This is a genomic window from Thermoflexus hugenholtzii JAD2 (genome assembly GCF_900187885.1).
Taxonomy (GTDB): domain Bacteria; phylum Chloroflexota; class Anaerolineae; order Thermoflexales; family Thermoflexaceae; genus Thermoflexus; species Thermoflexus hugenholtzii.
Window position 1 is genome coordinate 57,949 of the sequence record NZ_FYEK01000044.1, and the last position, 26,611, is coordinate 84,559.

General features: G+C 66.5%; 24 protein-coding genes. 11 read left to right on the forward strand and 13 right to left on the reverse strand.

Going from position 1 to position 26,611, the window contains the following annotated elements:
• Positions 1-13: 13 nt before the first annotated feature.
• Positions 14-1,192: a tungsten cofactor oxidoreductase radical SAM maturase gene (locus CFB18_RS10620; protein ID WP_088571782.1), complete on the forward strand. Its 1,179-nt coding sequence runs from the start codon at positions 14-16 to the stop codon at positions 1,190-1,192.
• Between the two features lie 56 nt (positions 1,193-1,248).
• On the opposite strand, the gene CFB18_RS15630 is transcribed toward CFB18_RS10620, so the two are convergent.
• The 5 genes from CFB18_RS15630 to CFB18_RS10645 are packed head-to-tail and all read right to left on the reverse strand — an operon-like array spanning position 1,249 to position 6,446.
• Positions 1,249-2,166, reverse strand: coding sequence for a rhodanese-like domain-containing protein (locus CFB18_RS15630; RefSeq protein WP_200808172.1), 918 nt, complete (start codon positions 2,164-2,166; stop codon positions 1,249-1,251).
• A 34-nt stretch (positions 2,167-2,200) separates the two neighbouring features.
• Entirely contained in the window at positions 2,201-2,917 is a 717-nt protein-coding gene (locus tag CFB18_RS10630; protein WP_088571783.1) for a formate dehydrogenase subunit gamma, read from the reverse strand.
• A 3-nt stretch (positions 2,918-2,920) separates the two neighbouring features.
• Positions 2,921-3,655: a 4Fe-4S dicluster domain-containing protein gene (locus tag CFB18_RS10635; RefSeq protein WP_088571784.1), complete on the reverse strand. Its 735-nt coding sequence runs from the start codon at positions 3,653-3,655 to the stop codon at positions 2,921-2,923.
• Position 3,656: 1 nt separating this feature from the next.
• Positions 3,657-5,933, reverse strand: coding sequence for a molybdopterin-containing oxidoreductase family protein (locus CFB18_RS10640; RefSeq protein ID WP_200808173.1), 2,277 nt, complete (start codon positions 5,931-5,933; stop codon positions 3,657-3,659).
• A 30-nt stretch (positions 5,934-5,963) separates the two neighbouring features.
• A complete protein-coding gene (locus CFB18_RS10645) occupies positions 5,964-6,446 on the reverse strand; it encodes a hypothetical protein (RefSeq protein ID WP_088571785.1) in 483 nt (160 codons plus the stop codon).
• 354 nt (positions 6,447-6,800) lie between these two features.
• Between CFB18_RS10645 and CFB18_RS10650 the strand changes: the two genes are divergently transcribed.
• From CFB18_RS10650 to CFB18_RS10660, 3 genes are read left to right on the forward strand one after another with little or no spacing between them, the layout of a single operon-like run.
• On the forward strand, positions 6,801-8,747 hold the full coding sequence (locus tag CFB18_RS10650; protein ID WP_200808174.1) for an acetate--CoA ligase: 1,947 nt from the start codon (positions 6,801-6,803) through the stop codon (positions 8,745-8,747).
• Between the two features lie 32 nt (positions 8,748-8,779).
• A complete protein-coding gene (locus CFB18_RS10655; protein ID WP_200808175.1) occupies positions 8,780-9,154 on the forward strand; it encodes a diacylglycerol kinase family protein in 375 nt (124 codons plus the stop codon).
• Positions 9,138-11,207 carry a hypothetical protein gene (locus CFB18_RS10660; RefSeq protein ID WP_143597588.1) on the forward strand — a complete coding sequence of 690 codons (2,070 nt, stop codon included), beginning with the start codon at positions 9,138-9,140 and terminating at the stop codon, positions 11,205-11,207. The genes CFB18_RS10655 and CFB18_RS10660 overlap by 17 nt, the downstream gene beginning before the upstream one ends.
• A gap of 12 nt (positions 11,208-11,219) precedes the next feature.
• On the opposite strand, the gene CFB18_RS10665 is transcribed toward CFB18_RS10660, so the two are convergent.
• Together CFB18_RS10665 and CFB18_RS10670 are read right to left on the reverse strand one after the other, a co-directional pair.
• Complete coding sequence (locus CFB18_RS10665) at positions 11,220-11,564, reverse strand: metal-sulfur cluster assembly factor (protein ID WP_088571788.1); 345 nt, start codon at positions 11,562-11,564, stop codon at positions 11,220-11,222.
• An 84-nt stretch (positions 11,565-11,648) separates the two neighbouring features.
• Positions 11,649-12,317: a helix-turn-helix transcriptional regulator gene (locus CFB18_RS10670; protein WP_159461704.1), complete on the reverse strand. Its 669-nt coding sequence runs from the start codon at positions 12,315-12,317 to the stop codon at positions 11,649-11,651.
• Positions 12,318-12,496: 179 nt separating this feature from the next.
• On the opposite strand from CFB18_RS10670, the gene sufC reads away from it, so the two are divergent.
• The 4 genes from sufC (at position 12,497) to CFB18_RS10690 (ending at position 17,579) form a co-directional block, all read left to right on the forward strand.
• Entirely contained in the window at positions 12,497-13,276 is a 780-nt protein-coding gene (gene sufC / locus CFB18_RS10675) for a Fe-S cluster assembly ATPase SufC (RefSeq protein ID WP_088571790.1), read from the forward strand.
• 9 nt (positions 13,277-13,285) lie between these two features.
• On the forward strand, positions 13,286-14,692 hold the full coding sequence (sufB, locus tag CFB18_RS10680) for a Fe-S cluster assembly protein SufB (protein WP_088571791.1): 1,407 nt from the start codon (positions 13,286-13,288) through the stop codon (positions 14,690-14,692).
• A 168-nt stretch (positions 14,693-14,860) separates the two neighbouring features.
• On the forward strand, positions 14,861-16,198 hold the full coding sequence (sufD, locus tag CFB18_RS10685) for a Fe-S cluster assembly protein SufD (protein ID WP_088571792.1): 1,338 nt from the start codon (positions 14,861-14,863) through the stop codon (positions 16,196-16,198).
• A 127-nt stretch (positions 16,199-16,325) separates the two neighbouring features.
• Positions 16,326-17,579 carry a cysteine desulfurase gene (locus CFB18_RS10690; RefSeq protein WP_088571793.1) on the forward strand — a complete coding sequence of 418 codons (1,254 nt, stop codon included), beginning with the start codon at positions 16,326-16,328 and terminating at the stop codon, positions 17,577-17,579.
• A gap of 5 nt (positions 17,580-17,584) precedes the next feature.
• On the opposite strand, the gene clpX is transcribed toward CFB18_RS10690, so the two are convergent.
• Genes clpX through tig form a run of 3 tightly spaced genes read right to left on the reverse strand, consistent with a single transcriptional unit; the run spans position 17,585 to position 20,898 of the window.
• Positions 17,585-18,862, reverse strand: coding sequence for an ATP-dependent Clp protease ATP-binding subunit ClpX (clpX, locus tag CFB18_RS10695; protein WP_088571794.1), 1,278 nt, complete (start codon positions 18,860-18,862; stop codon positions 17,585-17,587).
• Positions 18,863-18,868: 6 nt separating this feature from the next.
• Positions 18,869-19,534: a ClpP family protease gene (locus CFB18_RS10700; protein ID WP_088571795.1), complete on the reverse strand. Its 666-nt coding sequence runs from the start codon at positions 19,532-19,534 to the stop codon at positions 18,869-18,871.
• 20 nt (positions 19,535-19,554) lie between these two features.
• Complete coding sequence (gene tig, locus CFB18_RS10705; protein ID WP_088571796.1) at positions 19,555-20,898, reverse strand: trigger factor; 1,344 nt, start codon at positions 20,896-20,898, stop codon at positions 19,555-19,557.
• A gap of 226 nt (positions 20,899-21,124) precedes the next feature.
• On the opposite strand from tig, the gene CFB18_RS10710 reads away from it, so the two are divergent.
• Positions 21,125-21,814, forward strand: a complete 690-nt coding sequence (locus CFB18_RS10710) for an FHA domain-containing protein (protein WP_159461705.1) — start codon at positions 21,125-21,127, stop codon at positions 21,812-21,814.
• Positions 21,811-22,185, forward strand: coding sequence for a YraN family protein (locus tag CFB18_RS10715; protein ID WP_088571798.1), 375 nt, complete (start codon positions 21,811-21,813; stop codon positions 22,183-22,185). Before CFB18_RS10710 ends, CFB18_RS10715 begins: the two co-directional genes overlap by 4 nt.
• A gap of 37 nt (positions 22,186-22,222) precedes the next feature.
• Here the strand turns inward: CFB18_RS10715 and thpR are convergent, their stop codons facing one another.
• The 3 genes from thpR to CFB18_RS10725 form a co-directional block, all read right to left on the reverse strand.
• Complete coding sequence (gene thpR / locus CFB18_RS15350; protein WP_159461706.1) at positions 22,223-22,822, reverse strand: RNA 2',3'-cyclic phosphodiesterase; 600 nt, start codon at positions 22,820-22,822, stop codon at positions 22,223-22,225.
• Positions 22,823-22,989: 167 nt separating this feature from the next.
• On the reverse strand, positions 22,990-23,760 hold the full coding sequence (locus CFB18_RS15355) for a hypothetical protein (protein ID WP_159461707.1): 771 nt from the start codon (positions 23,758-23,760) through the stop codon (positions 22,990-22,992).
• A 19-nt stretch (positions 23,761-23,779) separates the two neighbouring features.
• Positions 23,780-24,961 carry a phosphoglycerate kinase gene (locus CFB18_RS10725; RefSeq protein ID WP_088571800.1) on the reverse strand — a complete coding sequence of 394 codons (1,182 nt, stop codon included), beginning with the start codon at positions 24,959-24,961 and terminating at the stop codon, positions 23,780-23,782.
• A gap of 407 nt (positions 24,962-25,368) precedes the next feature.
• Here CFB18_RS10725 and CFB18_RS10730 point away from each other — a divergent pair, with 407 nt between their 5' ends.
• Positions 25,369-26,559, forward strand: coding sequence for a citrate/2-methylcitrate synthase (locus CFB18_RS10730; protein ID WP_200808176.1), 1,191 nt, complete (start codon positions 25,369-25,371; stop codon positions 26,557-26,559).
• The last annotated feature ends 52 nt before the right edge of the window (positions 26,560-26,611 follow it).

The following is a 26,611-nucleotide window of genomic DNA, read 5'->3' on the forward strand; positions in this document are numbered from 1 at the left end:
AAGGGGGACCCCCTTGGCCCGTTTGAGGCTTGAAGCGGACGGAACGCTGCGCCTTCCCCCGGAGATCCTTCGTTCATACGGCGTGGAGCCGGGGACGGAAGGCGTGCTGGAGCAAACAGAGGATGGATGGGCTTTCCACGTCATCCGCCCCGATCTGCGCCGCGTTTATGTGGAGGTCACCGCCCTCTGTAATCTCAACTGCGCCATCTGCATCCGCCAGGTCTGGCGGGATCGCCCCGGATCCATGCCCTGGGAGGTTTTCGAGGAGCTCATCCGACAGCTGCGGGCCTTCCCCGAACTGCGCCGGATCACGTTCGGCGGGTTCGGGGAGCCCCTCGTCCATCCCCGCATCGCGGACATGGTGGCCCTGGCGCGAACCCTGGGTGTGGGGATCACCCTGACCACTAACGGCCTGCTTTTGGATGGGGCGGTGGCGGAGGCGCTGTCGGAAGCCGGGCTGGACACGGTGGTCGTGTCCATCGACACCGCCCACCTTCAGGCCTATCGGCAGGCCGGCCTGGTCGACGGCCTGGATCGGGTCATCGATAACATCCGCGGGCTGCAGGCGCTGGCGCGGGCGCACCGCCGCCTGGTCCCCCGCATCGGGCTGGAGTTCGTGCTCACCCGGGACAGCCTCCCGGAGCTCCCTCAGGTCCCCCGCCTGGCCCAGGCCCTGGGGGCCTCGTTCGTCCTCATCACCCATCTGCTCCCCCACACGCCGGAACAAGCCCAAGCTATCCTGTATGACCGCGGAGAGCCCCTCCCCGCCCTTCCCGGCTGGCCGGTCCCCGGCGGAGACTGGCTGGTCTGGGGTCTCGCCCGGATGCCGCGCTCCCGATGGGGCGCGATGCGGCGCTGTCGCTTTGTCGAAGAACGCTCCACCGTGATCCGATGGGACGGCGGGGTGAGCCCCTGCTACGCGTTGATGCATTCATACCCCTATTACATTTATGGACGTCGTAAAGAGGTCACCGCTTACATCTTGGGCTTCATCCAGCAACGCCCCCTTATCGAGATTTGGAGCTCGGAGGAATATGTGCGGTTTCGGGCGAAAGTGCGGGCCTTCCGCTTCCCCTCATGCGTGGATTGCGGGATGGCCTGCTACTACGCTGCCCACAACGAGGACTGCTGGGGAAACACCCCTTCCTGCGCCGATTGCCTCTGGGCTCAGGATATCATCCGCTGCCCATGAAGAAAAAGCGGGACAGACCCTCGGAGGGTCTGTCCCACCGGCGGTCCTCGTCGGACTCACTGGGCTTTCTCCAAAGGCTCCCCAGCCTTCTGCCAGCCGAGGATGGCGGGGGTGAAGTTACGCACGTTGGTGTAGCCCAGCAGCTGCAACGCCGCCGTGGCCATCCCCGCCCGATGCCCCGTCCGACAATAGACCACCACCGGCTTATCCTTCGGCAGCTTGTCCAGATTCTTCGCCAGCGTCCGAATCGGGATGTTCACCGCCCCAGGGATGTGCCCCTCCGCATACTCATTCGGCTCCCGCACGTCCACCAGCACCACGTTCCCCGCCGCCAGCATGTCCTTCAACGCATCCACCGCCCCCACCGTGTAATACTTGTCCGGAATCCCACTCAAAAACCGATCCACTACCGCGAGGAGCTCCGGATCCACTTGGGGCTGTCCGACGGAGCGCGCTTCCACCGGCTCGGTGCTGAGCGGCTCCCCGGCGTCCTTCCAGCCGAGGATGGCGGGGGTGAAGTTACGCACGTTGGTGTAGCCCAGCAGCTGCAGCGCCGCCGTGGCCATCCCCGCCCGATGCCCCGTCCGACAATAGACCACCACCGGCTTGTCCTTCGGCAGCTTGTCCAGATTCTTCGCCAGCGTCCGAATCGGGATGTTCACCGCCCCAGGGATGTGCCCCTCCGCATACTCATTCGGCTCCCGCACATCCACCAGCACCACGTTCCCCGCTGCCAGCATGTCCTTCAACGCATCCACCGTCCCCACCGTGTAATACTTGTCCGGAATCCCACTCAAAAACCGATCCACCACCGCCTTCAGGTCGAGGGCCGCTTTGGTGGGCGTCGGCGGGATCGGAGTGGGCGCCACCGTCGGCGTGGGAGGGGCTACGGTGGGCGTCGGAGCAACCGCAGGCCCGCAGGCCGCCAGCGTTAGAGCAAAGATGGTGAGAAGGATCCACAACGTCCGCTTCATGGTTGCCTCCTGAGACTCAGGGTTTCATGCAGGCTTATCCCACTGCTTCCTCCTCAGCTCGGGCGCCGGGAACCCGGCGAGGCTCTGGGATCTCCTCCTGCACTTCGATCACATAGGGAGGCTCCTGGGGGATGGAGGCCAGCCACATGGCATGCTCCATCCGAGCGTATTCCTCGCTGACGTAGCCAGTGGTCATCGCCGGCAGGGCATCGTAAACGAAAGTGAAGTAGATGTGACCTACGGTGAGGATGGCCATCACAGCCATCGACACATCGTGAACGAGCGTTGCGGCGAGCAGGCCGATGGGCCCCAGGGAGCCCTTGCCCAGCCACAGGGCCAGGCCGGAGCCGGAGATAGCGAAGTAGGCAATGATGGTGAGGGCATGATGGATCTTCTGGCCCGCGTTGATCCGCCCCTGCGGAGGCAGATGCGACGTCCGACCCAGGAAATAGCCCGGGAAACCTTTCAGCCATTCCAGATCCTCTCGGGTGTAGGTGAAGGAATCCCGAACCAGATCCCGAAGCCCCCGGAAGTCCAGAAGGGCATATAGGACGGGGGTGAGGAGGAAGATCACCGCCGCCACCCGGTGCAGCAGGCGGGAGAGGCCACCGGCCGCGAGGAAGGAGAGGGGTGGCCAGATCAGGGCCAGACCGGTGATGAGGAGAACGAAGAAGGCCCCCGCGTGGAGCCAGTGGACCACCCGCTGGCCCGGACGATAGCGCAGCACCCACCGAACTGTCTGCTTGGCCATGGTTCACTCCCCATGGTTTTGAGAGTTCCGCTTTTCCTCTAAGTGACGCCGCCGGGCGATGAAGAAGGCGATCCCGCTGGTGAGGGCGCTCAACGCGAGGGCGCCCAGACTCAAGGGCTGAACCCCACCCTTCCAGATGGCCAGGGGCGGGATCTGCGGCTGCGCCGGCAGGCCCAGCGTCTCCGGCGGTGCCGGAAGCACCATGATGACCCCCAGACCGCCCATCTGGGTCTCTCCATAGATCTGAGCCTCGGGGTAGCGATCCTTCAGAGCGGCCACCCGCGCCTGGGCCTCCGCCAGGATCTCCTCCCGGGTTCCGCACTGCAGGGCCCCCGCCGGGCAAGTTCGGACGCACCACGGCTCCTCGCCCCTCTGAACCAGATCCAGACACGAAGCGCATTTGGAGACGCGTCCGTCCACCAGGCGCGGCACCTGATACGGGCAAACCTCGACGCAATAGCCACACCCGCTGCATCGGCCGAAATCCACCAGCGTGAAACCATCACGCTTGTAGAGGGCGCCGGTCGGACAGACCTGAACGCACGCCGCCTCCGCACAGTGGAAGCAACGATGCGGGACGAAGGCGCCCTGCAGCTCGGGAAAGCGGCCCCACACCACCTCCCGGATCTCCACCCATCGCTCTCCTGGGGCCAGCTCCCGGCCGGCCTTGCAAGCGATCACACATGCTTGGCAACCCAGACACCGACTCAGGTCGATCAGCATCGCCAGCCGGGCCACTTCACACCTCCCGGATCAGGCGCACAAAATTCACCCGCATCCCCGCCCCGCCCGAGATCGGATCCAGACGATACCGGGTGATGAGCAGGTTGTCGCTCGCCCCCCGTCCCTCCGCCCGGCTCAACCGGGAACCCCGATGGCCGAAGCCGTGAACCAGATAGACGGCATCCTTGCGGATACGCGGGGTCGCCCGCACCCGCACCGGACCACTGCGGACGCCGTCCTGGTTCTCCAGGAGGACACGGTCGCCGTTCTTCAGGCCCAGCGCGGCAGCCATCTCATCGTTGACCCACACCTCGTTCTCCGGATAAACCTCCGCCAGCCAGGGGTTGTTCTGGGTCTTGCCGAAAGTGTGGAGCGGGTGCCGCCCATACAGCAGGCGGAAGTATCCCGGCGGCGGCTCCTCCACCGGCTCGTAAACAGGGAGCGGATCGAAACCCGCCCGGGCCAGGGCCTCCGAGTAGATCTCGATCTTGCCGCTGGGGGTGGGGAACGGCGTCTCCCCCTCCCCGTAGTCCTCCAGGTAAGGCTTGCCGGGCCATGTGAAGACCCCGCCCGCTTCCCGCAGCCGGTCCAGGGAGAGGCCCACGGACATCAGACGGGTGTTCAGGTATTCCTCGATGCTGGACCACTGAAAGTAATCGGCCAGACCCAGCCGCAGCCCCAGCTCCCGGGCGATCCACCACCCCGGACGGGTGTCGGGCAGGGGCTCGACTGCCGGCTCCCGCAAGGCGATGTAGGGTATGCGGTGAGAGGCTACCCACAGCTCGTCGTAACGCTCCAGGAACGTCGCCTCCGGCAGGACGATGTCCGCCCAGGCCAGGTGCTCCTGGGGGAGCACATCAATGGCCAGAACGAACTCCAGGCGCTTCAGGGCTTCGATGGTGCGGGGTACATTGGGAATCGAGTGGAACAGGTTGACCCCGTAGACGACTAGGCCGCGGATCGGATAGGGCTGGCCAGTGATCATCGGCTCGATGAGCTCCTGGATGACCACGGGGCCGGTGGCGAACTTGCTCCCCACCCCATCCGCGCGGGGTGGATGCCCTGGCGTGTCCGGGATCCGGATGCCCACCGCCGCCGCGCCGCACCCTCCCGCCGCCACCTCCACCGGGAAAGGTGGATGCGGATAGGGATCCAGGGCCGGCGCCCGCGGGAGGTAGAGGCCGCCCCGTCGCCCCACGTTGCCCAGCAACACGTTCAGGATGAAGAGCGCGCGCATGCGCTGGGTGTCATTCCCATACCAGACCACGTGGCGCCCGGGCGGGATCACCACCTGAGGCCGGTGGGCCGCCATCTCCCGGGCGACCTCCCGGATCACCTCCGCCGGGATCTCGGTGATCGGGGCCGCCCACTCCGGGGTGAAGGGGCGGATATGCTCCGCCAAGCGCTCAAAACCAACCGTGTATTTCTCGATGTATTCACGATCGTAAAGCCCCTCGGTGATCAAGACGTTCATCCAGGCCAGAAGAAGGGCCGTGTCCGTGCCGGGCTTGATGGGCAACCAGCGGTGCGCCTTCATCGCCGCGGTGGAATAGCGGGGATCCACCACCACGAGCTTCGCCCCCTGTGCCAGGGCCCGGGCGAAGTCCTGCATCACCGTGTTGTGGGCGTTCTCCCCGATGTGATTGCCGATGAGGACGATGTAGCGGGTGTTCTCCCAGTCCACCGGCTCGTGACCGCCTATCCCCCGCCCGAAGGTGATCTGAGCGGCAACCTCGCGGGGGGTCAGGCAGAGGCCGGTGGCCGGCTTGCCAACGTTGGGGCTGCCGAAAGCCAGGGGCAAATAGTCCCCGAACCAGAAATCTCCGGTGGTGTGGGCGAACCACGCCACCGACTCCGGCCCATATTGATCCCGGAGGCGAGCCAGCGCTTCCGCCGCTCGATCCAGCGCTTCCTCCCAGCTCGCCTCCCGGAACGACCAGGTCCCCCGCTCCCCCGTGCGGATCAGCGGCTTGCGCAGACGGTCCGGATCGTAAAGATGGGCTACAGCCGCCTGACCCCGGCCGCACAGACGGCCCCGGCTCTTCGGGTCCTTCGGGTTGCCCTCCACCTTCACGACCCGGCCGTTCACGGTATAGACCAGCATGCCGCAGCGCCACATGCACATATCGCAGTAGTTGTAAGTGATCCGCACCTCATCCGGGCGATACCAAGGCCAGCGCGCCCCACGGGTTCGCAGGAAGGCGAGCACAGGCTCCCCCAGCTGGGAGAGGCCCGTCCACATCCCCGCAAGAGCGCCCCCGCGCCGCAGGAATTCCCGACGGGTCAGCTTCATCGAAATCCTCCTCCAGCGGACTTCAAACCCTCAAGGGCCAATGGGGCTTGCGACAGACGAAGCAGAGACCTCCCCTTCCCCGGTTTCAGCCTCCTGGTCGAAGGCCACCGGCAGCAAGCCCTCGCGTTCCATCGCCCGACGGACCAGGCAGAGGATCGTGATCAGCCATTCCTCATCCAGCCGATCCCGCGGGGTGCTGGCGCACGCCCCCGCCGCCCAGAGCGCAGACCGGTAGGCCTTCGGCGCGCTGGGAGGCAGCAGCACCACCACGCGCATCTCGGGATTCCGTTCAAACAAACGAGGGAGAAGAGCGGGCGTCTCCTCCTTCGCCCACTCCCAATCCAGCAACAACAACGTCCTCGGATCACGCCCCGCCTTCTCCTCCAGTTCGGAAGGCGCTTCGACCACCTCCACGGCCACCGGCCAGGGGAGCAGATCGAGGGCTGCTCGGGCCACCTGCTGCATGGTCTGACGAAACAACGGAGACGCGATCGCGAGAAGCACGCGTAACATCTTTACCCTCCGAACCGGAATGAGAGATCCTCCGCCTTGACCACTTTCAGTTTCCCGAACCTCACCCCGCCTGTCATCAGGGAACTCCCAGATCCTGCAGGGGAAAATCCCCGCACCTCGGGCGGGAGAAACCCTGACTCTAAGCGGGAAAAATGAGCAAGGGGGACCAGTTCGGCCGCCTCGACCGGCTGAAGAGCTCCCAGCGCCCCATCGTCAGGCTGGGTTAAAATCCTCACAGAGGGCTTCCACGCCCGCCCGGAGCGGGCCTTCCGGGACCCGACGCGCCCGCGCGGGGACGGGGCGGGACCTTGGGGGACGCGATCATGCCTATCCCCCCATCCGGAGGGGCCTTTCATGAAAGAGTTGAACCTTCAGGTCGTCTGGCATCCGGACCCGGAGATGGCGGAGCGGAGCAACGTCTCCGCCCAGATGCGCCGGCTGGGCCTTCCCTCTTACGAAGCCTTCCTCGAATGGTCCTTCACCAACCCCGACGGCTTCTGGAAAGCCTTCTTCGAGGACACCGGCTTCCGCTGGCGCGCCCCCTATCGAGAGACCCTGGACGTTCGCAACGGGGCACCATGGGCCCGATGGTTCGTGGACGGGGCCCTGAACGCCACCGAGAGCGCGCTGGACCGCCACGTGGAGGCCGGGCGCGGGGAGGCCATCGCCCTGATCTGGGAAGGGGAGGAGGGTGGGATCCGCCGCTACACCTATCGCCAGGTTTTCGAGGAGGTCGCCCGGCTGGCCGGGGCGCTGCGCGCCCTGGGCGTGCAGCCCGGCGATCGCATCGGATTGTTCCTGCCGATGATCCCGGAGGTGGCCTTCGCCCTGCTGGCCGCCATGCGCATCGGGGCCATCGTCATCCCCCTGTTCTCCGGCTTCGGCCCTGAGGCGGTGGCCGTGCGCCTGCAGGACGCGGAGGCCCGCTTCCTGATCACCGCAGATGGTTTCCCCCGACGGGGACGGATCGTTCCGATGAAGGAGATCGCCGATGAGGCCCTGCGCGCCGCCCCCAGCGTGGAGAAGGTCCTCGTGGTCCGCCGGGCCGGCAACCCCATCCCGTGGCGGGAGGGTCGGGACCTCTGGCTCCACGAGGCCATCGGCCGGGGGACGGCCGTTCATGAGGCGTCTGCCTTCCCCAGCGAGACGCCCTTCATGATCATCTACACCTCGGGAACCACCGGCCGGCCCAAGGGGACGGTCCACGTCCACGGCGGGGCGCCCATTAAAGCCGCCCAAGATATGTTCCATCTCTTCGATGTGAAGCCGGCGGACATCATCCACTGGGTGACCGACATCGGCTGGATGATGGGGCCCTGGCTGATCCTGGGCAGCCTGACCCTGGGCGCGACGTGCCTGATCTACGACGGGGCGCCCGATCACCCGGAGCCGGACCGCCTGTGGGAGCTGGTGGAGCGGCATGGCGTCACCATCCTGGGCGTCTCCCCCACCCTGATCCGGGCCCTCATGCGCGCGGGGGCGGAATGGCCGGACCGTCACGCCATGCCCTCGCTGCGCCTGCTGGGCTCCACCGGCGAACCGTGGAACCCGGAGCCGTGGCTGTGGACCTTCCAGCACGTGGGCAAGGGGCGGTGCCCGATCATCAACTACTCCGGGGGCACGGAGATCTTCGGGGGCATCCTGGGCTGCACCGTGCTGCGCCCCCTCAAACCCTGCTCCTTCAACACCGTCGTCCCCGGCGTCCAGGCGGATTGCGTGGACGAGGCCGGGCGGCCGGTGCGGGAAGAGGTGGGCCTCCTGGTGATCCGCAACCTGAACCCCGGGATGACCCGGGGCTTCTGGCGGGATCCCGAACGCTATCTGGAGACCTACTGGTCGCGCTGGGAGGGGCTCTGGTATCACGGGGACCTGGTTTACATCGACGAGGACGGCTTCTGGTATATCCTGGGGCGGGCGGATGACACCCTGAAGGTGGGTGGCAAGCGCCTGGGCCCGGCGGAGATGGAATCCGTGCTGGTGGAGCATCCTGCGGTGGCCGAGGCGGCGGTGATCGGCGTCCCGGATGAGATCAAGGGGGAAGCCCCCGTGGCCTTCGTGGTCCTGCGGCCCGGTTATGAGCCCGACGAGGCGCTGCGGGCGGCGCTGATGGAGCACGTGGCCCGGCGGATGGGCAAAGCCCTGGCGCCGAAGGAGGTCCGCTTCGTCCGCGACATCCCCAAGACCCGCAACGCCAAGCTGATGCGCCGGGTCATCCGCGCCGTCTACCTGGGGCGCGACCCCGGGGACCTCTCCGCCCTGGAGAACCCGCAGGCGGTCGAGGAGATCCGCCGGGCTCGCTGAGACGACCGCCCATCATCCGGAGGAATAGGGTCGTGCGCGCGCGCACCCTATGGGAGAGTTTCGGCTTCGCCTTCGCCGGGCTGCGCTACGCCTGGCGGACCCAGCGGAACCTGCGGATCCATGGGGCGATTACGATCCTGGTGATCGCCCTCGCCGGGCTGCTCGGGTTCGACCCCCTCCGCTGGGCCGTCCTCCTGCTCACCATCGCCATGGTATGGGCGGCGGAGCTGTTCAACACGGCCCTGGAAGCGGTGGTGGACCTCGTCAGCCCCGCCTTCCATCCGATGGCCCGGATCGCCAAGGACGTGTCGGCGGGGATGGTCCTGCTGTGCGCCATCGCCGCTGTGCTGATCGGCCTGGCCCTCTTCGGCCCACCCCTGTGGGCCCTCGGTGCCCGCTTTCGCTGACCCCTCTGTTCGGAGCTTCCCGGATGGAGAGATCGCGCCTTCCCGCGCCCTGGCCAACCTCCCATCCCCAGAGAAGGCTTCCGCTCCCTCGGGCCTCTCGGTCCTCTCGCGCCTCCACACGCTGGGGATCGGAGGCCTCCTTTTAATACTCCTCTTCGCCCTGTATATGCCGGTCCTCTCCGTCGGCTTTTTCTCAGATGACCTGCTCCTGACCGTGATCGCCCCTCGAGATCCCCTCGCGCTATTCCAGAGCGCGGAGGGGCTCTTGCACTACCGGCCTCTTTCCATGTCGCTCTTCTGGCTCGTCGGGCGTGTGTTTGGGTTTCAGGGGGCGATTTTCCATTTCCTCACCTTGAGCGTTTATCTGGTAAACGTCTCCCTGCTCTATTCGATTCTGCGACGGCTTGACGTCCCTCGGGCCCCGGCGTGGAGCGCCACGGCGCTCTTCGGGTTGCTCCCCTTCGCCCACGAGGCCATCGCCTTCGTGATGGGATCGGTGCACAGCCTGGCGCTCCTCTGGATGCTGAGCGCCACTGCCCTCGCCCTCCGACCGGGTCGGCCCCTTCGGTGGGGACACGCCTTCCTCGCCCTCGGGGCCTATTTGGCGGCCATCCTCTCCCACGAGACCGGCATCGTCTGGCCCGCCCTGCTGCTCCTGCTGGAGCGATGGCGTCCGGGACGGTTCCAGGGCCTTCGTCCCCTGATCCTCGCCGGCTTCGCCCTGGGGGCCGGTTACATGCTCTTCTGGCGGACTCGTCCGCGGGGCGATCCGGGGGTGCTGGCGTTGCCTATTTTCGCCCTGGAAAGCAGCCTCTACGCCGTTCAGGGCTGGCTGTATCCCCTGGGGCCGGCGCTCCGGCCGCTCTGGGAGGCCCTCTTCGGGCCACGGCCGATCCTCCTGCGAGCCCTGCGGCCGGGGGACTGGGCCTTCCTGGGCCTGGGGCTGGGGGTGACCGTAGCGATGATGGCCATCGCCCGGCCTCGCCGGCTGGTCGCCCTGGGACTGGGATGGTTCGCCGTCAGCATCACCCCATCCCTGCTGTTCTGGGGCCCGGCCTCCGGGATGATGAATTACCCGCGGATGCTGGTGATCCCCGGCGTGGGCAGCGCCATGGCCTGGGCCGCGGTCGTGGAAGGCGGGCGGCAACGCGGGGCCGGCGGGCGAGGGCTGGTGGGAGCAGGTCTGGGCATCACGCTCCTCGTCTCCACCCTCGTCACCGTCGCTTCGCTGGGGTATTACCGGGACGCCACACACATCCTACGGGGGATGGCCGCGGCGGCCCGGGAGGCCGGGGATCGTCCCATCCTCTACGTCAACCTCCCCTACAACGTGGGCTACCGCTGGTTCCGCGCTCGCTTTTATCCTTACATCTATGGGGGCGCAGGAGCCGTGCTCATCACCACGGACCGGGAGCTGGCCCGGTATATCCGACTAAACGGAGGCCCGGATCTCACGGGCCGGCCCCCGGGATGGGTGGAGAGCCGGCGCTTAGAGGCGCTTTATCCCAATTGGTTCACCCCCGCCCCGCCCATCGATTTCTCGAAGCTGCGGGACGCTCTGGAGGATCACGCGGTGTATGTGTTCCGGGAGGATCTCGCCTGGGTCCCCCTCCACGAAATCTGGCGGGTTCATGGGATATCCGACCGCGCGTATGCGGAGGCACCTCCCCTGGAGATCCTGGAGCCCAGCCCGCGCTTCGATGGGCGGATCGCGCTGCGCGGCTGGCGGATCGATCGGGAGGCCGGGGAGCTGATCCTGGCCTGGGAGGCCCTGGCCTCGCCGGAGCGCCGATGGCATGTGTTCGTCCATTTGCTGGACGAAAAGGGCGAGCTCCTCGGACAGGCCGACGGGCCGATGGCCGGTGGGCTGGCACCGACCGAGGCATGGCGGGCCGGGGATTGGGTGATCGACCGCCGCCCGCTCCCCCCGGGAGCATGGCCCGCTGCCCTCCGCCTCGGCCTCTATGATTTGGCCAGCGGGGAGCGGGCGACGGTGGAATGGGGAACGCTCAGGCCCCCGGACCGATACGTGGTTCTTGCAACCCCCCGATGAGATCCGGGCACCTCACCACATCCCCCACTCTGCCAGAGCATCCTCCTCCATCATGGAGGGATCCCACATCTCCATACTCAGGGTGACCTTCGTCGGCCGGCCGGTCACCTGCTCCGTCACGTAACGCACTTGCTCCAGCAGGTAGGGGCCGGCGGGGCAGAAGGGGGTGGTGAGGATCATGGTGATCTGCACCAAATCCGGCTGGACCTCGATGTTGCGAATCAGGCCCAGGGAGACCACGTTCATCCCGATCTCCGGGTCCACCACGGTGCGGAGGGCCTCACGGATCTTCTGGATCAGCTCCTCCTCGGATCCAGCGGGAGAAGCGGACAGGGGAGCCACCTCGTTCTCCGGCATCGGAGACCTCCTCAAAAAGGATGTTCGGGGGTGGAGGCAGGGGAACGGCCCTCGACTTCGGGGAGCGCGCCTCCCACCCTCGCCTCACGCGGCGGAGGGATAGGAGGGCTCCTCCCTCTGGAAGCTGACGGACGAAGGCGCGGCGGTTCGGATGATGAAGGTGCAGCAGAGATCGCCGCTCAGGATGCAACTGGAACGCTCCACGTCCGCCTCCAGGGTAAGGGCGATGAGGGTTCGATCCAGGTCGCACACCTCAGGATGATGATGGACCACATAATTGTAAGGGCAATTGTATTGATGGAGGCGGAGCTCATTGCCCAGGCGCTCCCATCGGGCCAGGAAACCTTCCTCCCCCAGCAGCTCCACCAGGGCCTCCAGCTTCTCCTCCAGAGTCCGGCAGGCCCGCACCCGCTCCCCATGCTCCACCGCGATCTCCTGCGCCATGGCGATGAAGAGACGGTGGATCTCCTCCTCGGGGAGACGGGATTTGAGCTCGTTGAGCAGACGAGCAGCCAGGCGATGGTAACCCTGGGGGAACTGGGAGAGGGCCTCCTCCCGCAGGAAGAACACCAGCCGGGGCCGGCCCACCCCCCGCCGCTCCACCTGCGCATCCACCAACCCTTGACGCTGCAGGATATTCAGATGATAATGGACGGTGACCGGCGTAAGCCCCAGCTCCTCGGCGAGCTGCGCCGCGGTCATCCGTCCCCGTTCCTTTAAACGCTGCAGGATCTGCTGTCGGGTCTGGCTCATCGATCGCCCACCTTCCCCAGGCATCGGGTCAGGAATCCGCCCTGCCGGGAGTCCGCATCATCCCCATCTTAGCCGGTTTCCCGCCTCCTGTCAATTTTGCAGATTTTTATGAAAAGTATTGACAAACACGGACGGGCGTGGTAAGATGAAGCCTGAGTCTACCCGTGAGGGGGAGAGCGATGGAGGACGCGCTGATCATCCGGGATCTCCACGTCCGTGTGGAGGGCAAGCCGGTCCTGCGGGGGGTGGATCTAACAGTGCGCAAGGGGGAGATCCACGCCCTGATGGGCCCGAACGGTTCCGGCAAGACCACCCTGGCCTACGTCCTGATGGGACATCCCGCTTACACGGTGGAGCGGGGGGAGGTGCTCTGGAAGGGGCAGAACGTCCTGGAGCTGCCGCCCGATGAGCGGGCCCATCTGGGGCTGTTCCTGGCCTTTCAGTATCCGGTGGCGGTGCCGGGGGTCACGGTGGCCAACTTCCTGCGCACGGCGCTGAACGAGCGCCGCAAGCGCCTGAACCCTGAGGACAAAGGGATCCCGATCCCAGAGTTCCGTAAGCTGTTGCGGGAGAAGCTGGCCATGCTGGGGCTGGAAGAGTCCTTTGCCACCCGTTATGTCAACGACGGCTTCTCCGGCGGCGAGAAGAAGCGCCTGGAGATCCTCCAGATGGCCGTGTTGCAGCCGGAGATGGCCATCCTGGATGAGACCGACTCGGGGCTGGACATCGACGGGGTGCGCACGGTGGCCGAGGGGATCAATCGGATCTTCGGCCCCCACATGGGGATCCTGCTCATCACCCACTATCAGCGGATCCTGAACTACGTGAAGCCTCACTTCGTTCACGTGATGTATAACGGCCGCATCGTGGCCTCCGGCGGGCCGGAGCTGGCCTTGGAGCTGGAGGAGAAGGGCTACGAGTGGCTGCGAGAGCAGTTTGCCGAGCAACCCACGGCCTGAGGGGGGATCATGGCGGCGGAGACCTTCGATCTGAGCGAGCTGGGCACGTATAAATACGGGTTCGCAATGCCCGAGCGTTACGTCTACAAGGCCCGCAAGGGCCTCTCCCGGGAGATCGTGGAAGAGATCTCCTGGCTGAAGGGGGAGCCCGACTGGATGCGGGAGTTCCGCCTGCGCGCGTTGGAGATCTTCCTCGCCAAGCCCATGCCCACCTGGGGGGCGGACCTCTCGGGGGTCAATTTCGATGACATCTACTACTACATCAAGCCCACCGACAAGAAGAGCCGCTCGTGGGACGAGGTGCCGGAGGAGATCCGGCGCACCTTCGAGCTCCTGGGCATCCCCGAGGCCGAGCGCAAGTTCCTGGCCGGAGTGGGCGCACAGTATGAAAGCGAGGTGGTTTACCACAACCTCCAGGAGCACCTGCGCAAGCTGGGCGTGATCTTCGTGGACACCGACACGGCGGTGCGGGAGTATCCGGACCTGGTGCGGGAATACTTCGGGACGGTGGTCCCGCCCGACGACAACAAGTTCGCCGCCCTGAACTCCGCCGTCTGGTCCGGCGGCTCCTTCATCTACGTGCCGCCGGGGGTCCACGTGGATCTCCCGCTTCAGGCCTACTTCCGCATCAACGCCCAGAACGTAGGCCAGTTCGAACGAACGCTGATCATCGCGGAGGAAGGATCTTTCGTTCATTATGTAGAGGGTTGTACTGCTCCAATATACACCACGGACTCCCTGCACAGCGCGGTGGTGGAGATCATCGTCAAGCCGGGTGCCCGGGTGCGCTACACCACGATTCAGAACTGGTCCACCAATGTCTACAACCTGGTGACCAAGCGAGCGGTGGTTTACCGGGATGCGGTGATGGAATGGGTCGACTGCAACCTGGGGTCCAAGGTGACCATGAAATACCCGAGCGTTTACCTGATGGAGCCGGGGGCCCGCGGGGAGATCCTGTCCATCGCTTTTGCGGGCCGCGGCCAGCATCAGGACGCGGGGGGGAAGGCGATCCACGCCGCTCCCCACACCCGCTCCCGCATCATCTCCAAGTCCATCAGCAAGGACGGGGGGCGCACCTCCTATCGGGGCTTGGTGCGGGTCTACCCGGGCGCCGAGGGATCCACGGTCAGCGTCAACTGCGACGCCCTGATCCTGGATGAGATCTCCCGCTCCGACACGTATCCGTATATGGAGATCGAGGAGGACAACGTCACCATCGGCCACGAGGCCACGGTGAGCAAGATCAGCGACGAGCAGCTCTTCTATCTGATGAGCCGGGGCATCCCCCAGGAAGAGGCGGCGGCGATGATCGTCACCGGCTTCGTCGAGCCCCTGGTGAAGGAACTGCCCATGGAATACGCCGTGGAGATGAACCGGCTCATCCGCCTGCAGATGTCCGGCTCGGTGGGTTAAACCACCGGGGTTGCAGGAGGAGGCCGGGCACCGGCGGCGCCCCGGCAGTGATCCATCGCCGGGGCGCCCCGGGGACCCGGGACCTCGCCGTCCGCCTGGACCGTTCCGCTCAGGAGCTTCCAGACGGATCATCTTCACCCATAACCCCACAGGAGGTCGAGATCCGCAATGGCGGAAGCATCGAAGATTCGCGAAGCGGCCCGGGGGATCGGGCCGGAGGCATTCCAGGCCTTCCTGGCCGCCCGGGAGGAACCCGATTGGCTCCGGCAAGCCCGCCGGGAGGCCTGGGAGATCCTGCGGGAGACCCCCAAGCCCGGCCCGACCGATGAAGCATGGCGGCGCACCGACATCCAGGCCCTGGCTGTGGAAGAGCTGGCCACCGTCCTTTTCCCGGACGGATCCTCCCCGGCCCTGGGGATGCGCCAAATCGTGGAGCCGAGCGAGGACCTGTCGGGGGGGCTGCTGTTGCTCGACAGCGGGGTGGCTCTGCACTGGCTGGATGAGCGCCTGCGCCGCCGGGGCCTGATCTTCACCGATTTGATCACCGCAGCCCGAGAGCATCCCGATCTCGTCGCCCCTTACCTGGGGCAGGTGGTCCGGCCGGGGGATGGCTTCTTCGCCGCGATGAACAGTGCCTTCTGGCGCAATGGCATCTTCTTGTATGTGCCGCGGGATCTGGAGGTCCCCTTGCCCCTGCGGGCGGTGATCGGCCTGCGGGAGCTGCCGACCGACATCTCCCGCATCCTGATCGTGGTGGAGCCGGGCGCTCGGGTGACCTTCATCGACGAGCGCCTGGCGGACGACGAGGTGGGGGCCGCCTTCCACAACGGGACGGTGGAGATCCACGTGAAGGAGAACGCCCACCTGACCTACATCGCCCTCCAGAACTGGGGCCGTTACATGTGGAACTTCACCCATGAGCGGGCCTTTGTGGACCGCGACAGCACCCTGGACTGGGTGGTGGTGGGGATGGGAGGCGGCGTCACCAAGACCTTCCTGGAGGCCGCTCTCATCGGCCGCGGGTCCACGGCCTACATGTCTGGCGTCTTCTTCCTGGACGGCCAGCAACACGCCGACTACGACACCGAGCAGGATCACATCGCGCCCTACACCAAAAGCGATCTGCTCTACAAGGTCGCCCTGAAGGATCGAGCCCGCTCCGTTTGGCAGGGGATGATCCGGGCACACCCCGGGGCCCAGAAGACCGACGCCTACCAAGCCAACCGCAACCTGATCCTCTCCCCCCATGCCCGGGCAGACTCCATCCCCGGCTTGGAGATCATGGCCAACGATCTGCGCTGCACCCACGGGGCCACCGTCGGCCAGATCAACGAGGAAGAGCTCTTCTATCTGATGTCCCGCGGCCTCTCCCGGACGGTCGCCACGCGGCTCATCGTGGAGGGGTTCTTCGCACCCGTCCTGGACCGTATCCCCGTGGCCGATGTCCGGCGCCAAGCGGATCATATCATCCACCGCAAGCTGGGCGTGCCACCGGAGGAGGAGTAGGGGCGATCCGGGAGGGGGGTCGCCCCTACCCGATTCACCTAAAATAGGGGATTAGGGAGCATTGATGCAGGACGGCCCGGCCCTTACAGGGGAACGTTTATCCGGGGAACATGTGGGGAGGACCCCTATGGGAAGCGTGGGGCTACAAGCCATCCTGGATGTGGAACGGATCCGGGCGGATTTCCCCATCCTCCACCAGACCGTGAACGGGAAACCCCTGGTGTTTTTGGACAGCGCGGCCAGCTCTCAGAAGCCCATCCCGGTGATCGAGGCGATGAACGCTTATTACCGCACCACCCACGCCAACGTCCACCGGGGGGTCTACCGCCTGAGCGAGCAGGCCACCGCCCTGTATGAGGAGGCCCGGCGCAAGATCGCCGCCTTCATCGGCGCCGCCTCCCCTAAAGAGATCATCTTCACCCGCAACGCCACCGAGGCCATCAACCTGGTGGCCTACGCCTGGGCCCGCCCCTTCCTGCGGGAGGGAGACGAGATCCTCCTCACGGAGATGGAGCACCACAGCAACCTGGTCCCCTGGTTCCTGGTGGCGCAGGAGAAGGGGCTCCGCATCCGATATATCCCCATCGACGAGGAAGGCCGCCTGCGGCTGGATCTGCTGGATGCGTTGATCACCGAGCGGACCCGGCTGGTGGCGGTGACGATGATGTCGAACGTGCTGGGGACCATCAACCCCCTCCGTCCGATCATCGAGAAGGCCCACGCGGTGGGGGCTGTCGTGTTGGTGGACGGCGCCCAGGGGGTTCCGCATCTCCCGGTGAACGTCCAGGAGCTGGGATGCGATTTCCTGGCCTTCTCCGGCCATAAGATGTGCGGCCCCACCGGGATCGGGGTGCTGTGGGGGCGGCGCGAGCTCCTGGAGGCTATGCCCCCCTTCCTGGGTGGCGGCGACATGATCCGCCGGGTCACCTTCGAGGGCGCGGAATGGAACGAGCTGCCCTACAAGTTCGAAGCGGGAACCCCGGCCATCGCCGAGGCCATCGGGCTGGGGGCGGCAGTGGATTACCTGAGCCAAATCGGGCTGGAGGCCATCCACCGCCATGAGCAGGCCCTGGCCGCCTACGCCATGGAGCGCTTGAGCGAGATCCCCGGCCTTCGCATCGTGGGGCCTCCCCCTGCGGAGCGCGGCGGCGTGGTGGCCTTCGCTATGGATCGCATCCATCCCCACGACATCGCCACCATCCTGGATCGGGAGGGCATCTGTATCCGGGCCGGCCACCACTGCGCGATGCCGCTCCATGAGCGACTGGGCCTCACCGCCACCGCCCGGGCCAGTTTCTACCTCTACAACACCATGGAGGAGGTGGATCGGCTGGCCGAGGGGCTGGAGATCGTGCGCCGGACCTTCCGGCGTCCAGCCTGAGCCGGTCAGGCGGCCCGGCGCAGCTCCACCGGCTGGCCGGACTCCGTCAGGAGCAGGGGCATCGCCTGCCCCCGGATGGCTTCCGCGGTGACGATGCAACGACGGATGTGGGGATGAGAGGGGATCTCATACATCACGTCTAACAGCGTCCGCTCCAGGATGGCCCGCAGGGCCCGGGCTCCCGTCCCCAGGCGCAGCGCCTCCTCCGCAGCCGCCTCGATGGCCTCCGGCGTGAAGATCAGCTCCACGTTGTCCAGGGCGAACAGCCGCTGGAACTGCTTCACCAGGGCGTTGCGGGGCCGGGTCAGCACCGCCTTCAGCGCCTCCCGATCCAGGGGATCCACCGGGATCACCACCGGCAGCCGCCCCACCAGCTCCGGGATCAGGCCGAAGCGGATGAGATCCTCGGGGGCCACCTGCTGCAGCAGCTCCGCCTCCGACAGGCTGATCCGCCCCCGGGCTCTGACCTCGCCGGGGAAGCCGATGTGCCCGCGCAACCCCAGGCGCTCGGCGATGATCTTCGAAAGCCCCTCGAAGGCCCCGCCGCAGATGAAGAGGATGTTGGTGGTATCGATCTGGATGAACTCCTGGTGGGGATGCTTCCGCCCGCCCTGCGGGGGGACGTTAGCGATGGTCCCCTCGATGATCTTGAGAAGGGCCTGCTGCACGCCCTCCCCCGAGACATCCCGGGTGATGGAAGGGTTGTCGCCGGATTTGCGGGCGATCTTGTCGATCTCATCGATGTATACGATGCCCTTCTCCGCCCGCTCCAGGTTGTAGTCGGCCGCCTGGATCAGCCGGAGGAGGATGTTCTCCACATCCTCCCCCACGTAACCGGCCTCCGTCAAAGAGGTGGCGTCGGCGATGGCGAAGGGGACGTCGAGGATGCGGGCCAGGGTGCGCGCCAGCAGGGTCTTCCCGCAGCCGGTGGGGCCGATGAGCAGGATGTTGCTCTTCTCGATCTCCACATCCTCCCAGCGTCCCCTGCTGGTGATCCGCTTGTAATGGTTGTAAACCGCCACCGACAGCACCCGCTTCGCCCGCTCCTGCCCGACAACATACTGGTCCAGGTAAGCGTAGATCTCCCGAGGGGAGGGAAGACGCGAGGGAACGGACAGGGGGAGGCCGGCCTCCCGGCGCTCCCCCCGCAGCATTCGATAGCTGAGCTCCACACACGCCTCGCAGATGTAAACCCCATCCGGGCCCGCCAGAAGCCGACCCGTCTCCTCCGGATCCCGCCGACAGAAGGAGCAGCGGGGCGCTTCCTTGCGGGCGCGTTGCATCCCCGGTCACTCCTTATGCCCGTCTGGGGTGGCGGCCGCCCGGGTGGGAAGCGGCGGCAGCTCCTTGTGCGGCGGCGGCTTCAGCACCTCATCGATGATCCCGTATTTGACCGCCTCCTCCGCCGACATGTAGTAATCCCGATCGAAATCGTCGGCGATGCGCTCCACCGGCTGGCCGGTGTGACGGGCCAGCAACTCGAAGATCAGGTTTTGCATCCGCATCAGCTCTTTATACTGGATCTCCACGTCGGGAGCGTAGCCATGGGCTCCGCCGCCAGCCGGGTGCATGTGGATGGTGGCATGGGGGAGCGCGAAGCGACGGCCCTTGGTGCCGGCCGCCAGCAACACTGTGGCCATGCTGGCCGTCCACCCCACCGCGATGGTGGAGATGGGGGCGCGCACCTGCTGCATGGTATCATAGATGGCCAGGCCCGGATAGATCAGCCCGCCCGGCGAGTTGATGTAAAGCCGGATCTCCTCCTCCGGATCCTCCCGATCCAGATAGAGCAACTGCGCGACCACCAGGTTCGCCACCTGATCCGTGATGGGGGTTCCCAGGAAGATGATCCGCTCCTTCAGCAGCAGCGAGTAGATGTCGTAAACCCGCTCGCCGCGCCCCGTGTTCTCGATCACCATCGGGATCAGCAGCTCCGGCAACCCTTCCCGAGCCATCGCCCGCCTCCTTCCAATCGTCACATGGGGTCTGAGGGTTCAACAGAGGAGGGAACCACCTCCTCCGCCTCCGGTTCAGGAGCCGGAGAGGCCTCCGCCATCATGGGGGACACCGCCCCCCGTGCGATGGCCACCAGGCGTTCCAGCGCCCGGCTCAGCAGAAGCCGCGACCGGAGGCTCGACATCACCGTCGGCCTCAAGCGCTGCCAGGCCTCCTCCGAGACCTGGAGCCGTTGGCGAACCGCACCGGCCTCCTCCTCCAGCTCCTCCTCCGGGACGGAAAGCCCCTCCTCCTGCGCCAGCTGATACAGGATCAGGCCCCGGCGGATCCGCTGCTCCGCCTGAGGCCGCAGCTCCTCCCGCAACGCCTCTAGCGTCTGATTGCGCTCCTTCAGATAAGACTCCAAATCCTGTCCGCGTCGACGCAGCGTGTTCTCCAGATCCTCGATGAGATCGTCGATCTCCTCCTCCAGCATCTGCGGGGGGAACTCCACCTCCGCCTGCTCGGCCAGGGCCTTCAGGGCCCGCTCCGCGTATTCGGCGTCATATTGGCGGCGGAGATGGACCGCCAGATCCTCCCGGATCTTCGCCTTCAGATCCTCCAGGGTCTCGAAGTCCCCCACCGTCTGGGCCAGGGCGTCATCCAGATCCGGAAGGAGATAGCGCGCGAGCCCGGTGAGCGTCGCCTCGACCTGCAGCGTCCGCGATGGATCCCCGGGCCAGGGCAGATCGAAGGACCGCGTCTCATTGAGGGCCATCCCGACGATCCGCTCCTCCAACCCGGGCAGCGGCGGGGCCTCCTGGCCCAGCACGAAGGAGAATTCATCCTCCAGAAGGGTTTTCCCCTCCGCGTCCCTCGCCCGCAGGGCGACCGTGACCATCATCCCGGGCTCCGCTGTCCCCTCCGAAAGAGGCTCGATGATGGCGTTGTCCCGCCGCAACCGCTCCAGGACTTCCTGCACCGCTTCCTCCGTGGGTTGCGGCGGCTCATAGGGCACCCGCAGGGACCGGTAGTCGCCGAGCCGGACCTCGGGCTTCAACGGCACGATCACCCGGAAGGTGAGGGGCTCCGGCTGGATCTGCTCCAGTCGGCCCGGACCATAGGGATCCAGGCCGAGCTGATCCAGGGCCTCCCGGTAGACCTCCTGGCTGAGGAGCTCCACCGCCTCCTCGAAGATCGCTTCCCGACCGAAGGTTCGGAGCACCACTTCATAGGGTGCCCGACCGCGGCGGAAGCCCGGGATCTCGTAGCGCTCCGAGAAGCGCCGGGCGACCCGGCGCATCGCCTGCTCCACCCGTTCCGGCTCGACCTCGATGGTCAGGGCCACCTGGCGTGACGGGAGGCTCTCGCTCGTGATCCGCACCCGTAGGCTCCTCCTTCTTCGGAATCCCGACGGATCCCCACCGGGAGTGCCTTCCCATCCCCTCCGCGCGAGACGCCCAGCCTGCGCCCCGGAGAATGAGCGGGAGGACCCGGTCGGTCACGTGGAATTATAACGAGCCCATGATGGAGCTGCAACAAACGGCACGTATAAAATTAATGGAGGGTTGATCGGATGAACCCCCTCAGAAATGGGGGAGGGATCGATCATGCCGGGGGCCGAGGCGCCGATGCTGGTGATCACCGAGGGGCAGCTGGCCGGGCATCGCTGGCCGATCGACCAGGAGGTGCTCCTCATCGGCCGCAGCGAGGGCTGTGATCTGGTCCTTCCCGAGCGCCAGATCTCCCGCCAGCACGCCCGGCTCCGACGGGAGGCCGACGGTTATTACATCGAGGATCTGGGCAGCAAAAACGGGACGTTCATCAACGGCCAGGCGCTCCCCCCGTTTGTTCCTCATCGGCTGAAGGATGGAGATGAGATCGCGCTGGCCCTGTGCGTGCGCATGCGTTTCATCAGCGCCGAGGCCACGCTCCCCCTGGAATCCCCTCCTGTCGCCTGGCTCTCCCAAGGCCTGATCATCGATCGGGCCGCCCGCCGAGTGTGGGTGAACGGCCGAGAGGTGGACCCGCCGCTCTCCCCGGCTCAGTTCCGCGCCCTAGAGCGTCTGGCCCTGGCGCACGGCGCGGTGGTCTCCCGGGAGGAATTGGTGGGTTATATCTGGCCGGAGGAGGATCCGCGGGGGGTGACGGAACAGGCCCTGGACGCCCTGATCCGTCGACTGCGGGAGCGTCTGGCCCAGGTCGACCCCGGGCGGGATTACATCCTGACGGTTCGCGGGCACGGCTTCCGCCTGGCCGACGTGCCCCTGCAACTCAAGGGCCAGCCGGAGGAACGATGAGGACCCACCGGGCCTCTCGACGCGCCCTCGGGACGGCGGCGGAGGCATTCGTGGCCGCCCATCTGGAGGCTCAAGGATACCGCATCCGGGCCCGGAACTGGCGCTGCCCATTCGGGGAGATCGATCTGATCGCCGAGGGAGAGGGCTGGCTGCTTTTCATCGAGGTCCGCGCCCGGCGCAACGACCGCTTCGGACGGCCGGAGGAGAGCCTGAGCCCGCGCAAGCGCCGGCGCTTGCAGCAGACAGCCCTGGCCTATCTGGGCCAGCTGGAAGGCCCGGAGCCCCGCTGGCGGGTGGATCTGGCCGCTGTGTCCCTGGACCCTCGGGGTCGGCCCATGGAGGTCTCCTTCATCGAGAACATCCTGGAGTAGAGGCAGCCCCGGGCCGTCCGGGTCGGGATGAGCGGCTTCAATCGGGGTTCCCCTTCCCGCGCAACGGAAGGCGGATGAGGGGGGTGTAGATCGCCCCCTCTGGATGGAGGTCGCTGCGCATCAGGGTGATCTCCTCCACCCGCACCTCCCCCAGTTGTCCCACGGGGGTTCGCGCGATCACCTCCGCGATCTGCCGATGATGGACAGGGGTGGCATCCCGGCTCACCCGGGCCAGCGTGAGATGGGGCTGATACGGCCGATCCTCCGGGGGATACCCCAGCTTCTGCATGCTGGCCTCCACCAAGCGCTGAAAGCCCGCCAGCGCCCGCGTGGGATCGGACACCCCCACCCAGATCACCCGGGGATGGCGAGGATCCGGGAAGCACCCGAGCCCTTCCACTATGAACATGAAAGGCCCGCGCTCCAGGGTCAGCCCCCGCAGCGCCGCGATGATCTCATCGATCTGAGGGGCGGGGACCATTCCCAAGAATTTCAGGGTGAGATGGATGCTCTCCGGACGCACCCAGCGGATCGGGAGATCCCGGAGCTCCTGGCGCAGGCGACGCTGCACCTCCGCCAGCTGCTGCTGGAGCGAATCGGGCAGCTCCACCGCGATGAAAGCGCGCACCGCCACCATCCCAAGCCCTCCCGAAGCCGTGGCAGGATAGAGGGCTCCTCCCCCCGCACGTGGACAGGCGATCGGAAAACACGATGGTGGTGCGGCGCTCTTTGCGCACCACCATCGCCCCCGTCCCATTATAGAACAGGAAACGCAGGCGTCCTCGGTGCGCGGTCGCGGGCGGCTCAACCCGGCTCGATCTCCACGCGACGCAACGCCAGAGCCTGAAGGGCGGGAACCGGAAGGAGCCCTGCGGAAAGACCGGCGACAGGATCCAGGATCAGGAACTGGTTGTCCATCCAGGCCACGAACCCCAAGGGGCCGGGGGGAGCGAAGGGCGCGCAATGGACCTCTTCCCCATCCACTTCGAAAATCACCTGACGGCGTTCCCAGCGCAGGACGTAGCGATGCCATGCCATGAGATCGATCTCCAGAGGACGCTGAGAGACCGCCATCCAGCGTGCGCTCAGGGAGAGGGCGATGCGGGCGAGGGGTGGGGCCTTCAGGAGCCGCCACAAGCCCTGCTGGAGCCACGCGGGGATCCGGAGGCGGGGGCCGGTCGGGCTGCGCCACACCATCGCCAGCCAGCCCCGCCCCACATCCTCAGGGGACAGCGCGATCCGGGAGGGAGGCGAGGCGAAGAAGAACCAGGCCGCGGAGGGGGGGCCGATGAGCGCGCCCGGCATCACCCCGGCGTTCCAGAACCCGAACCCCGCTGTCCCCACCAGCGTTTCCACGGGATGGGAAAAGCGCGCCTCGACGATCAGGCGAACCGGCGGACGCCAGACGAAGCGGGTGCCTCCATAATCATCGAGCTGGGCGTCCGCATAGCGATCCCCGGGGCTGGGGAGCAGCATCAGATGGAGGGCCTCCGCGTCCGCAACGATCTGGGCGGCCCCCATGGTCATCCGCACCCATGGCCGGTCCGCCGGCTTCAGGGGCGCCCCCCGGTTCATATGCCGAATCCCTGAGGCCTTACGAGGAGGACGGGCGATCGGCGAGGGCGGCGATCCCGGGGAGGGTGCGGCCCTCCAGGAACTCCAGGCTGGCCCCTCCACCGGTGGAGATGTGGGTGATGCGATCCGCGACGCCGGCGGCGTGCACGGCCGCTACCGAGTCTCCACCGCCCACAATGCTGACCGCCCCGCTCTCCGCCACGGCCCGAGCGATGGCGAAGGTCCCCTCAGCGAAGCGCGGGAACTCGAAGACCCCCATGGGCCCGTTCCAGACGATGAAGGCGGCCCGCCGGATCTCCTCGGCATAGCGGGCCACGGTCTGCGGCCCGATGTCCAGGATCCGCCATCCGTCCGGCACCTGATCCACCGGCACCACCCGGGCCCGGGCATCCGGGGCGAACGCGTCAGCGATCACCACATCCACCGGCAGCATCAGGCGTTCCCCGCCTTCCTGGAGGAGGCGCCGGGCGGTCTCCAGGGCCTCGTCCTCCACCAGCGAATCGCCCACCCGGTAGCCCATGGCCTTCAAGAAGGTGTTGGCCATCCCACCGCCGATGAGCACGCGATCCGCCCGGGCGAGCAGGCTCTCGATGACCCCGATCTTATCGGAGATCTTGGCCCCCCCGAGGATCGCCACAAAAGGCCGGCCCGGGTTCGTGAGGGCCTGGCTCAGGTAACGGATCTCTTTCTCCATGAGGAAGCCGGCGACGACTGGGATGAAACGGGCGATGGCTTCGACCGAGGCGTGGGCGCGATGGGCTGCGCCGAAGGCGTCGTTCACGCACAGATCCCCCAGGCGGGCCAGCCGGCTGGCGAACTCGGGGTCGTTCTTTTCCTCTTCCGGATGGAACCGGAGGTTCTCCAGCAACAGCACCTGGCCGGGCTGCAGGGCCGCAGCCATCGCCTCCACCTCCGGGCCCACGCAGTCGGGGGCCATCTGGACCGGGCGGCCCAGCAGCTCGCTCAGGCGCTCGGCCACCGGGCGAAGGCTGAAGGCCGGGTCGGGCTTCTTCGGGCGGCCCAGGTGCGACATCACGATGAGGGCCGCGCCCTGGTCGAGGAGATACTGCAGCGTGGGCAGGGTCGCCCGGATCCGCGTGTCGTCGGTCACCTTCCCGTCGGCGATGGGCACGTTGAAATCCACGCGGACCAGGACCCGGCGCCCGCGAACATCGACATCTCGCACCGTCATCTTGTTCATCGTGGATCCTCCCCGCTGAGCTGAGGGCTCAGGCCCCAAAAAGGTCACAAACCACCTGCGCACCACGTCTCCCCATTTTACCCGGACCCCCGGAGGCGCAGGCCATCTTCCTCACAGGATCCTCTGGAGCACCCTCACTTCACAATTACCGGAAGAGAGGCACAGGGACCAGTGACAAACGGAGGGCCGGTATGTGAATTTTATCACAAACTGAGGGTTTAAGGGTCTGAGATGTCAAAAGGGGAGTTGCTTCCTGCTCCGGCTGGGGCTAAGATGGATGTGGAGCGGAAAGGATTTGCTTTTCCGCACAGGGGGATCGCAAGGAGGGGCCGCTCGCTGGATCTGGGACAACGGAAGGGGGGAGGGGCAGCGAGGCCGGTGAACCTGAACCGAACGAGGAGGTTGTCATGACCACGACAGCAGCCCCCCAGGAAGTGAAGTATATCGGGAAGCCGGGCGAGGTCTCCTTCGCCAAGGGCCTGGAAGGCGTGATCGTCGCGGAGTCGGTGAAAAGCTACGTGGACGGAATCGCCGGCCGCCTGATCTATCACGGGATCCCCATTGAGGTCCTCGCCGAGAAGTCCACCTTCGAAGAGACCGCCTTCCTCCTCCTCTACGACAAGCTCCCCACCGAGGACGAGCTGGATGTCTACAAGATGCGCCTCCGCCAGTATCGGGAGATCCCGGACGAGGTCTATGACTTCATCTCCCGGGCCGGGCGTCGCTACAACTTCCATCCGATGTCGGTGTTGCGCACGGCCATCTCTATGCTGGCGGCCTTCGACGACTCCGCGGAAGAGGACACGATGATCGCCCACGAGCGGGAGGCCATCAAGCTGACCTCCCGCATCGCCACCGTGGTGGCCGCCATCGGGCGCGCCCGCAAGGGCCTCCCCCCGGTTCATCCCCGCCCCGACCTGAGCCACGCCGCCAATTTCCTTTACATGCTCTTTGGGGAGGAGCCGGACCCCTTCTACGCCCGGGTGATGGACGTCATCCTCATCCTCCACGCGGATCACGAGTGCAACGCCTCCACCTTCACCGTGCGGGCCATCACCTCCACCCTGAGCGACATGTATTCGGCCGTGGTGGGAGGCATCGCCGCCCTCAAGGGTCCGCTCCATGGGGGCGCGAACGAGGAAGTGATGCACATGCTTCATGAGATCGGGGAGGTGGAGAACGCGGAGGCGTGGGTGCTCCGGGCCCTGGCCCGCAAGAAGAAGATCCCCGGCTTCGGCCATCGCGTCTACAAGACCTATGACCCCCGGGCGCACATCCTCAAGCAGTATGCCCTGGAGGTCACCCGGCGGGCCGGCACGGAGAAGTGGCTGCGGATGGCGGAGGTGATCGAGCGGGTGATGATCGAGCGGCTGGGCCAGAAGGGCATCCAGCCCAACGTGGACTTCTACTCGGGCATCGTGATGGCCTCCATGGGCATTGAGACCGCCCTCTTCACCCCGATCTTCGCCGTGGGGCGCATCGCCGGCTGGGTGGCCCACGCCCTGGAACAGCGGAAGGACAACCGCATCTACCGACCGCGCTTCTTCTACGTCGGCCCCGAGCACATGGAATACATCCCCATCGAGGAGCGCGGCTAAGCGCTTCCGGGGCCCGAAACCACAACGGGCGCGGCCCACGTTCGGGCCGCGC

What these genes read in the sequence shown, in the direction of transcription:
- CFB18_RS15630 (WP_200808172.1), bottom strand. Translation starts at nt 2,166, where the DNA reads ATGAAGCGGACGTTGTGGATCCTTCTCACCATCTTTGCTCTAACGCTG.
- sufB (WP_088571791.1), top strand. Translation starts at nt 13,286, where the DNA reads ATGGCGGCGGAGACCTTCGATCTGAGCGAGCTGGGCACGTATAAATAC.
- CFB18_RS10690 (WP_088571793.1), top strand. Translation starts at nt 16,326, where the DNA reads ATGGGAAGCGTGGGGCTACAAGCCATCCTGGATGTGGAACGGATCCGG.
- CFB18_RS15355 (WP_159461707.1), bottom strand. Translation starts at nt 23,760, where the DNA reads ATGAACCGGGGGGCGCCCCTGAAGCCGGCGGACCGGCCATGGGTGCGG.
- CFB18_RS10730 (WP_200808176.1), top strand. Translation starts at nt 25,369, where the DNA reads ATGACCACGACAGCAGCCCCCCAGGAAGTGAAGTATATCGGGAAGCCG.
- CFB18_RS10630 (WP_088571783.1), bottom strand. Translation starts at nt 2,917, where the DNA reads ATGGCCAAGCAGACAGTTCGGTGGGTGCTGCGCTATCGTCCGGGCCAG.
- CFB18_RS10700 (WP_088571795.1), bottom strand. Translation starts at nt 19,534, where the DNA reads ATGGCTCGGGAAGGGTTGCCGGAGCTGCTGATCCCGATGGTGATCGAG.
- clpX (WP_088571794.1), bottom strand. Translation starts at nt 18,862, where the DNA reads ATGCAACGCGCCCGCAAGGAAGCGCCCCGCTGCTCCTTCTGTCGGCGG.
- CFB18_RS10650 (WP_200808174.1), top strand. Translation starts at nt 6,801, where the DNA reads ATGAAAGAGTTGAACCTTCAGGTCGTCTGGCATCCGGACCCGGAGATG.
- CFB18_RS10640 (WP_200808173.1), bottom strand. Translation starts at nt 5,933, where the DNA reads ATGAAGCTGACCCGTCGGGAATTCCTGCGGCGCGGGGGCGCTCTTGCG.
- thpR (WP_159461706.1), bottom strand. Translation starts at nt 22,822, where the DNA reads ATGGTGGCGGTGCGCGCTTTCATCGCGGTGGAGCTGCCCGATTCGCTC.
- sufD (WP_088571792.1), top strand. Translation starts at nt 14,861, where the DNA reads ATGGCGGAAGCATCGAAGATTCGCGAAGCGGCCCGGGGGATCGGGCCG.
- CFB18_RS10715 (WP_088571798.1), top strand. Translation starts at nt 21,811, where the DNA reads ATGAGGACCCACCGGGCCTCTCGACGCGCCCTCGGGACGGCGGCGGAG.
- CFB18_RS10710 (WP_159461705.1), top strand. Translation starts at nt 21,125, where the DNA reads ATGCCGGGGGCCGAGGCGCCGATGCTGGTGATCACCGAGGGGCAGCTG.
- CFB18_RS10665 (WP_088571788.1), bottom strand. Translation starts at nt 11,564, where the DNA reads ATGCCGGAGAACGAGGTGGCTCCCCTGTCCGCTTCTCCCGCTGGATCC.
- sufC (WP_088571790.1), top strand. Translation starts at nt 12,497, where the DNA reads ATGGAGGACGCGCTGATCATCCGGGATCTCCACGTCCGTGTGGAGGGC.
- CFB18_RS10670 (WP_159461704.1), bottom strand. Translation starts at nt 12,317, where the DNA reads ATGAGCCAGACCCGACAGCAGATCCTGCAGCGTTTAAAGGAACGGGGA.
- CFB18_RS10725 (WP_088571800.1), bottom strand. Translation starts at nt 24,961, where the DNA reads ATGAACAAGATGACGGTGCGAGATGTCGATGTTCGCGGGCGCCGGGTC.
- CFB18_RS10645 (WP_088571785.1), bottom strand. Translation starts at nt 6,446, where the DNA reads ATGTTACGCGTGCTTCTCGCGATCGCGTCTCCGTTGTTTCGTCAGACC.